The 7,482-nt window shown below is 28.4% G+C and carries 7 protein-coding genes; 1 reads left to right on the top strand and 6 read right to left on the bottom strand.

Annotated elements, in window-relative coordinates:
• Positions 1 to 995, bottom strand: a 995-nt coding sequence (locus RWY47_RS03740; RefSeq protein ID WP_316030241.1) for an ABC transporter permease, incomplete at its 3' end; no start/stop codon positions are given.
• Positions 995 to 1,711: an ABC transporter ATP-binding protein gene (locus tag RWY47_RS03735; RefSeq protein WP_206622141.1), complete on the bottom strand. Its 717-nt coding sequence runs from the start codon at positions 1,709 to 1,711 to the stop codon at positions 995 to 997. The genes RWY47_RS03735 and RWY47_RS03740, both read right to left, overlap by 1 nt.
• Before the next feature lie 154 nt (positions 1,712 to 1,865).
• Between RWY47_RS03735 and RWY47_RS03730 the strand changes: the two genes are divergently transcribed.
• Positions 1,866 to 2,456, top strand: a complete 591-nt coding sequence (locus tag RWY47_RS03730) for a TetR/AcrR family transcriptional regulator (RefSeq protein ID WP_150842541.1) — start codon at positions 1,866 to 1,868, stop codon at positions 2,454 to 2,456.
• 114 nt (positions 2,457 to 2,570) lie between these two features.
• On the opposite strand, the gene RWY47_RS03725 is transcribed toward RWY47_RS03730, so the two are convergent.
• From RWY47_RS03725 to RWY47_RS03710, 4 genes are all read right to left on the bottom strand, one after another.
• Positions 2,571 to 3,122 (bottom strand): sugar O-acetyltransferase, encoded by a 552-nt coding sequence (locus RWY47_RS03725; protein ID WP_150842540.1) that lies wholly within the window; start codon positions 3,120 to 3,122, stop codon positions 2,571 to 2,573.
• 14 nt (positions 3,123 to 3,136) lie between these two features.
• Entirely contained in the window at positions 3,137 to 4,798 is a 1,662-nt protein-coding gene (locus RWY47_RS03720; RefSeq protein ID WP_150842539.1) for an alpha-glucosidase, read from the bottom strand.
• Between the two features lie 146 nt (positions 4,799 to 4,944).
• On the bottom strand, positions 4,945 to 5,733 hold the full coding sequence (locus tag RWY47_RS03715) for an endonuclease/exonuclease/phosphatase family protein (protein ID WP_224171081.1): 789 nt from the start codon (positions 5,731 to 5,733) through the stop codon (positions 4,945 to 4,947).
• A gap of 4 nt (positions 5,734 to 5,737) precedes the next feature.
• A complete protein-coding gene (locus RWY47_RS03710; protein ID WP_224171082.1) occupies positions 5,738 to 7,393 on the bottom strand; it encodes a PTS transporter subunit IIBC in 1,656 nt (551 codons plus the stop codon).
• Between the last annotated feature and the right edge of the window lie 89 nt (positions 7,394 to 7,482).

Here is a 7,482-nt window from a genome sequence, read left to right as displayed (position 1 = left end):
ATACAATCATTATATATATTATAAAAATTAAAACCTTTTACAAATATACCACTCAGAGCACTTGCTCCATAGTATAGAGGCATTATTCTAGCTATATTTTGCAGCCATATACTCATACTTTCTATAGGTATTAACCCCGTGAAAAATATTTGAGGAACTATTATTATAGGTATAAACTGCATAATTTGAAACTCTGAATTAGCAAATGTAGATAAAAGAAGTCCTAATGATAATGCTACAAGAGCAATTAATATGTTTACTATAACTACCAATGATATACTTCCTTCAATCGTTATATTCAATACATAAATAGAAAATAAAACTATTAATATAGTTTGTATTACAGCAAATATTCCATATCCAATTAAATATCCTAATACAATTTCACTTCTTTTTATAGGAGTAGATAATAGTCTATCTAGTGTACCTGTTGTTCTTTCTTTTAATAAGGATATTCCTGAAACTAAAAACACAAAGAAAAATACAAAGAATCCAATAAGTATAGGACTTAAAGTATCAAAATATGTTAAGTCTTCATTTGAATATACATAACTTGAGTCTATCGATATATTATTACTTTCTCCAATGTTTTTATTAACTTTTGAAGAAATCTTTAAAAATTCATCTTTTAGTATAGTTGATTGTACTTTTGCTTCAATTTCTTTTGTATTTATTGGAGAACTATTTTCATATGTTATTTCTAATTCATTATTATTTTTAACTATAAAAGCGTCTAGATTTTGATTTGTTATTTTATTTTTAATATTATTTTTATCACTGTATTCTTTTATATTAAGATCTACATCCTTAAGTGATTCATTAAACTCTGATGATGTATTATAAACCCCTACATTTAATAAATTTTCTTCATTAGAGTTGAATAAAAAATAAACTAAAGTCATAACAATCATAGGTGCAACCATCATAAGTGCTAATGTTCTTTTATCATGAATGGTTTGTTTTATTATTCTTATTATAATAGCTTTTACCCTCATTAAATTTCACCTCCTATTTTTAAGAATATATCCTCAATAGTACCTACTTTAAATTCATCCTTTAATTTACTAGGTGTTCCATTTGCTATAATTTTACCGTTTCTTATTAATGCTAACTTATCACATCTTTGAGCTTCATCCATTACGTGAGTTGTTATTATTATGGATTTCCCATTTAATTTTAATTTATTTAGCTCATTCCAAATACTAAGTCTAAGTTTAGGATCAATTCCTACAGTAGGTTCATCTAGTATTAAAATCTTTGGGTCCTGTATTAATGATATAGCTAATGATAACCTTCTTTTCATACCTCCAGAATAATATTTAACCTTTTTATTTAAATCATTTTGCATATTAACTAAATTTGATACATACTCTATTCTTTTATTTATCTCATACTTATTTATTGAAAATATTTTAGCAAAAAATTCTAAGTTTTCTTTACCAGTCAAATCCTCATATAAAGCATCAGATTGAGCCATATATCCAATACTTTGCAATATGTTTCTATTTGGTATTTTATTTCCTAATATGAATACTTCTCCAGAAGTAATTTTTTCCATACCTATAATAGATTTTATAAACGTACTCTTTCCAGACCCAGATGGTCCTATTAATCCTAATATTTCTCCCTCTTCAATTTCAAAACTTACATTATCAAGAATTTTAATTTTAGAAACTTCCTTAGTAATATTTTTTACTTTAACAATACTCATGTTAACCTCCTTTTAATCGACACAGTGTTGATTAATCCTTATATTATAATTATAATTAAGTCATAATATATAACAATAATTAAAAACTCTCGATGTGTTTATTATTAAACACATTTCATGATTTTGTTGATTATATTTAGTTTAGGAGGATATTATGGATAGAAGAATTTTAAAAACTAGAAGTGTAATTAAAGAATCTTTAACATCATTAATGAAAGAAAAACCATTTGATAAAATTACTATAAAAGATATTACTGACAAAGCTAATATCAACAGAGCTACTTTCTACCTACATTACATGGATAAATACGATTTATTAGAACAAAGTCAAAATGATATATTAAACGAAATAAAAGAAGTATTAGCTGATGCATTTAAAATATTTAACCCTCAATCTTTCCCTATACAAGATGCAACTACTATAATTCCTTTTTTAAGCTGCGTTTATGAATGTATAGGTAAAAACTCTGACTTTGTAAAAGTTATATTAGGAGGAAATGGTGACTTAAACTTTCAATTGAAATTTAAAAGCCTAATTGAAGAGTTGATAAAAAAAATATCTGTAATAAAAACTCCAGATGCATTTTGTATCCCTTTAAAATATTTAATTGAAACAGCAACATCCATGCATATTGGAATTATATCCAGATGGCTTGAAGATGGAATGATTGAAACTCCTTCTGAGTTAGCTTGTATAACATCTAATATTATAGTTTCTGTTTCTAATTCAGTTATAAAAAATTAAATGGCTATCTCATAAGATAGCCATTTTTTACGCTTAAGGAAATTATACTTAACAAATGTTTTGGCGAAAGTAAAAAATGAAATTTGAGCGACATGAGCAAAGCGAATTTTTTATTTAAATATTTTTAATTACTTTACACGGATTTCCTACAGCTACACAATTAGATGGTATATCTTTTGTAACAACACTACCAGATCCTATAACAACATTATCACCTATGGTTACACCTGGATTTATTATAGCACCCCCGCCTATCCATACATTATCTCCTATTGTTACCGGAGATCCATATTCGATTCCTGAAATTCTTAATTTAGGATCTATCGGATGATAAGCTGTGTATATTTGAACATTTGGAGCTAACATAGCATTTTTACCAATTTTAATTTCGCATACATCTAACATTATACAATCAAAATTAGCATAAAAATTTTCACCTAAATGTATATTGTAACCATAATCGCATTTAAAACTTGGTTCTATATATACATTTTCACCTGTAGATCCAAGTAATTTTCTTAAAATTTCATTTTTTGTATAATCATCAGTCTCTATAGTTTGATTATATAATCTTGTTAATATCCTAGCTTGTTGTCTATCTTTTACTAGCTCTGGATCAGATGCAATATATCCATCTCCTTTTAGCATTTTTTCTTTTTCAGTCATATAAATACCCCTTATTATATTTTATATAATCTACATTCCCAAGGTTTTAAATTCAACGAACTTATTATATCATGCTCTTTTACTTCTATATTTGATAAAATTAAGTTTCTGTAATTTAATTTTACTTCATCGTAATTATATAAAACATTATCATTAGACATATTGCTAATTACTAAAAATTTACTATTACCTAATACTCTTTCATATGCATATATCTTTGTATCATTTTCTAATATCAATTTATACTCACCATATATTAAAGCTTCATATTCTTTTCTAATTTTAATCATACTTTTATAAAAGTTTAATATAGAATTTTTATCTATTATTTGATTTTCAACATTTATATTTTTATAGTTTGGATTTATTCCTATCCAAGGTGTTACACTACTAAACCCTCCAAAATCGCTACTGTTCCACTGCATAGGAGTTCGTGCGTTATCTCTAGATAACCTCCATGCTCGTTTCATAAGCTCTTCATGACTATTACCTGAATCTAATCCTATATAATAGTTATTTTTAGTTTTTACATCATTGTAATCTTCAATATTTTTAAATTCTACATTTGTCATCCCTATTTCTTGACCTTGATATATAAAAGGAGTCCCCTCTTGCATAAAATACATAAGCCCTAAACACGTAGCACTTTCATACCAATACTCTTTATCATTACCTAACATAGATACAATCCTAGGTATATCATGATTTTCTATGAATAAAGCGTTCCATCCTAATCCATGTAAGTTTGTTTGCCATTTGCTTAATACTTTTTTAAATTCAACTAAATCAAGAGTCTTATCCATATCACTATTCCATAAATCTAAATGCTCAAACTGAAATACCATATCAAACTTACCGTCTTTTTCTGATACCCAAAGATGAGCATCCTCAGGAGTTACTCCATTAGCTTCTCCAACTGTCATAACATCATAATTTCCATAAGTATTTTCTTTTATATCTTTTAAATAATTGTGAATTCCATCTACATTCATATGCTTTTCAAAACATGAAACATATTTTAAATTATCTGGATTTGGCATATCTAAAAGCCCTTTTTCTTTGTTTATATGACTAATCGCATCTACTCTAAATCCATCTATACCTTTTTCTAGCCACCAGTTCATCATGTCATATATAGCTAATCTCATGTCTTTATTTTTCCAGTTTAAATCTGGCTGCTTTTTAGTAAAAAGATGTAAATAGTATTGATCTGTTAGATCATCTTTAACCCATGCAGATCCTCCAAATATACTTTCCCAGTTATTTGGTTCTTTACTATCCTTTCCATCTTTCCATATATACCAATCTCGCTTTTTACTATCTTTAGAAGATCTAGATTCCACAAACCAAGGATGTTCATCGCTAGTATGGTTTATTACTAAATCTATAATTAACTTCATTCCTCTTTTATGAACTTCATCTAATAGTTCATCAAAATCTTTCATACTACCAAATTCATCCATAATATCTCTATAATCACTAATATCATATCCATTATCATCATTAGGAGACTTATAAAAAGGTGAAACCCATATTACATCTATTCCTAAATCTTTTATATAATCTAACTTTTGTATAATCCCTCTTAAATCTCCAATTCCATCTCCATTAGAATCTTTAAAACTTCTAGGATAAACTTGATAAGCTACGGCTTCTTTCCACCAAGTTTTCTTCATATATATCAACCTCCATAACTTTCCATTCTCTTACATCGTTTCTATGATTTGTGGAGAATGTAGCTGTTGACGAAACACTTAAGGTACGTTTTTTGTACCTTGTGTGAAGGAAACAACTACATTCTCCACAAATCCACTTACATACACTATATATTTACAACTACCTCTACCCCATAATGATCTGATACCACATTTTTATTTATTCCATTAAAAATAACATTAGAACTTTCTACTTTGATTTCTTTATTTGAAAGAATTAAATCTATCCTTAAGTTTTCTTTATTTTTATCCCACCCTGCAATTTTTCCTTTTACAGTTATTCCTGAATCTTTATTTTTTGATAAATTATATGTGTCAAATAATTTTTCACAAATATAATCATATCCTTCATTTTCTACATTAGCATTATTATTAAAATCCCCCATCACAAATGCAAATTTATCATTTTCAATTTGCATAAAAAGTTTATCAAACTGTTCTTTGAATGGCTCTTCTTCGTCATTCCACCATCCTAAATGACACGAATATAAACTAATTTCATAATTGTTATAAACCACATTTAACTTAACTATTTTCCTAGTTTTCCAAAAGTTAATATCATCGCTTATAGATATGTTAAAACTATCCTTTTTAACTACAGGAAGCTTTGTCATAAGACAAAGCCCCTCTTCATATATATCATAACCTATATGAGCAACATCCCAATGGAGTGTATACTTCTCATTTCCAAGTTTTTTTAATTCATCTTGAAGTAATAATGCAAAGTTATTTGCTTTCACATTATCATAAGCTATATCTGAACATATTAATTGACTTACTTCTTGAAGAGCTATAGCGTCATATTCTTTTTCATTTATGACCTTAGCTATATAAGATATTTTTTCAATTTGATTTTCTTCTTGCCAAGAGTGGCAATTCAATGTTAAAAGCTTCACTGTTTTACACTCCTAACATATCTAATATATTAGATTTTAAAACATCAGCCTTTGGTCCATATATCGCTTGGACCCCTCTATCTTTGACAATAAGTCCTAATGCCCCAAGTGCCTTCCAATCCTTTTCATTTCCAACCAAGCTCACATCTTTTACAGTTACTCTTAATCTAGTCATACATGCATCTACGTCTTCTATATTATCAGCTCCTCCAAGTAAGTTGATTATTTTACTTGATAATACATCTTGAGCTATGTTATTAGTATCTGTCTTTTTGCTCTCTTCTTCATTACTTTCTTCTATATAGTTTCCTTTACGTCCTGGTGTTGCAATATTAAACTTCTTGATTAAGAAATTAAATATTCCAAAGTTTAGTAAGAAAAATACAGCACATGATATAAAGAAATTAACTAAATCCATTGTAAGTCCTGCTTTAACAAGCATTGGAGTACGAGTTAAAAATTCTATAAATCCAAAAGCATGCACTCTTAAGTGAATTATATCGGCAAGTGCAAATGCAAGTCCTGTAAGAATTGCATAAACTATATATAAAACTGGTGATATAAACATAAACATAAATTCTATTGGCTCTGTAACCCCAGTTAAGAAACATGCTAGCATAGCAGATATAAATATAGGTTTGTAATTTTTAGCTTTATCTTTATCAACGTTTTTGTACATTGCTAAAGATATACCTGCAAGTGATGCAGTTGATAATATAACCTGACCTGCTTTAAAACGAGCTGGTGTTATACTTGTTAATAACTCTTTATACGATGCCATATCTCCTGCAGATTTAAAGTTAATTAAATCAGTTATCCATGCAAGCCATAATGGATCTTGCCCTGCAACTGTAGTTCCTGCAGCTGCTCCTGTTGCAATATGATATATACCTCCAAGTTCTGTATAGTTCATAGGAACAGTTATCATATGATGAAGTCCAAATGGTAGTAATAATCTTTCAAGTGTTCCATATACAAATGGCGCTAAAACCGGAGCAGTATCTTTAGAAGATGCAATCCACATACCAAAAGCATTTAAAGCTCCCTGTGCAAATGGCCAAATTATAGATAATATAATTGCAGCTATTACAGAACCTAATATAACAACAAATGGAACGAAACGTTTTCCATTAAAAAATGCTAAAGCCTTAGGAAGTTTATCAAAGTTATAGAATTTATTATAAAGTACAGCTCCCATAAACCCTGATATTATACCAACAAATACTCCCATGTTAAGTGCTGGTGCACCTAATATAGATGTGAAATAATCTTTAACTAAAAGTGTAGATCCTGTTAAAGAAGTTACTGTTGCTTGTGGATCTAAAAGCATATCTGCATTTACACCAAGTACAACTCCCGTGATACGATTTATCAATATAAATGCAATTACAGCAGCAAAAGCTCCACCTGCTCTTTCTTTTGCCCAAGATCCTCCTATTGCAACAGCAAATAGTATATGTAGGTTTCCAATTATTCCCCAACCTATATCTTCCACAACTTTTGCTGTTGTCATTATTAAGTGAGCATCAGATGACATACCTATAAGTTTTCCTATAGAAACCATAAGCCCTGCTGCTGGCATAACCGCTATAACCACTAATAAAGCTTTACCTAGCTTTTGCCAAAAGTCAAATGAAATTAATTTTGTTTTACTACTCATTTTAAACTCATCTCCTTTTTAATTTAAGTATTATCTCCATTCAGTGCAATCGATTGCATTAAATGTTAAAAAAATATACAACTTTTTTA

Origin of the sequence: Paraclostridium sp. MRS3W1 (genome assembly GCF_032465715.1) — a bacterium.
GTDB lineage: Bacteria > Bacillota > Clostridia > Peptostreptococcales > Peptostreptococcaceae > Paraclostridium > Paraclostridium dentum.
The sequence above is the reverse complement of the archived record's forward strand: the minus strand, read 5'-3'. Positions and strand labels throughout refer to the sequence as shown.

What these genes read in the sequence shown, in the direction of transcription:
- RWY47_RS03725 (WP_150842540.1), bottom strand. Translation starts at nt 3,122, where the DNA reads ATGACTGAAAAAGAAAAAATGCTAAAAGGAGATGGATATATTGCATCT.
- RWY47_RS03710 (WP_224171082.1), bottom strand. Translation starts at nt 7,393, where the DNA reads ATGAGTAGTAAAACAAAATTAATTTCATTTGACTTTTGGCAAAAGCTA.
- RWY47_RS03730 (WP_150842541.1), top strand. Translation starts at nt 1,866, where the DNA reads ATGGATAGAAGAATTTTAAAAACTAGAAGTGTAATTAAAGAATCTTTA.
- RWY47_RS03720 (WP_150842539.1), bottom strand. Translation starts at nt 4,798, where the DNA reads ATGAAGAAAACTTGGTGGAAAGAAGCCGTAGCTTATCAAGTTTATCCT.
- RWY47_RS03735 (WP_206622141.1), bottom strand. Translation starts at nt 1,711, where the DNA reads ATGAGTATTGTTAAAGTAAAAAATATTACTAAGGAAGTTTCTAAAATT.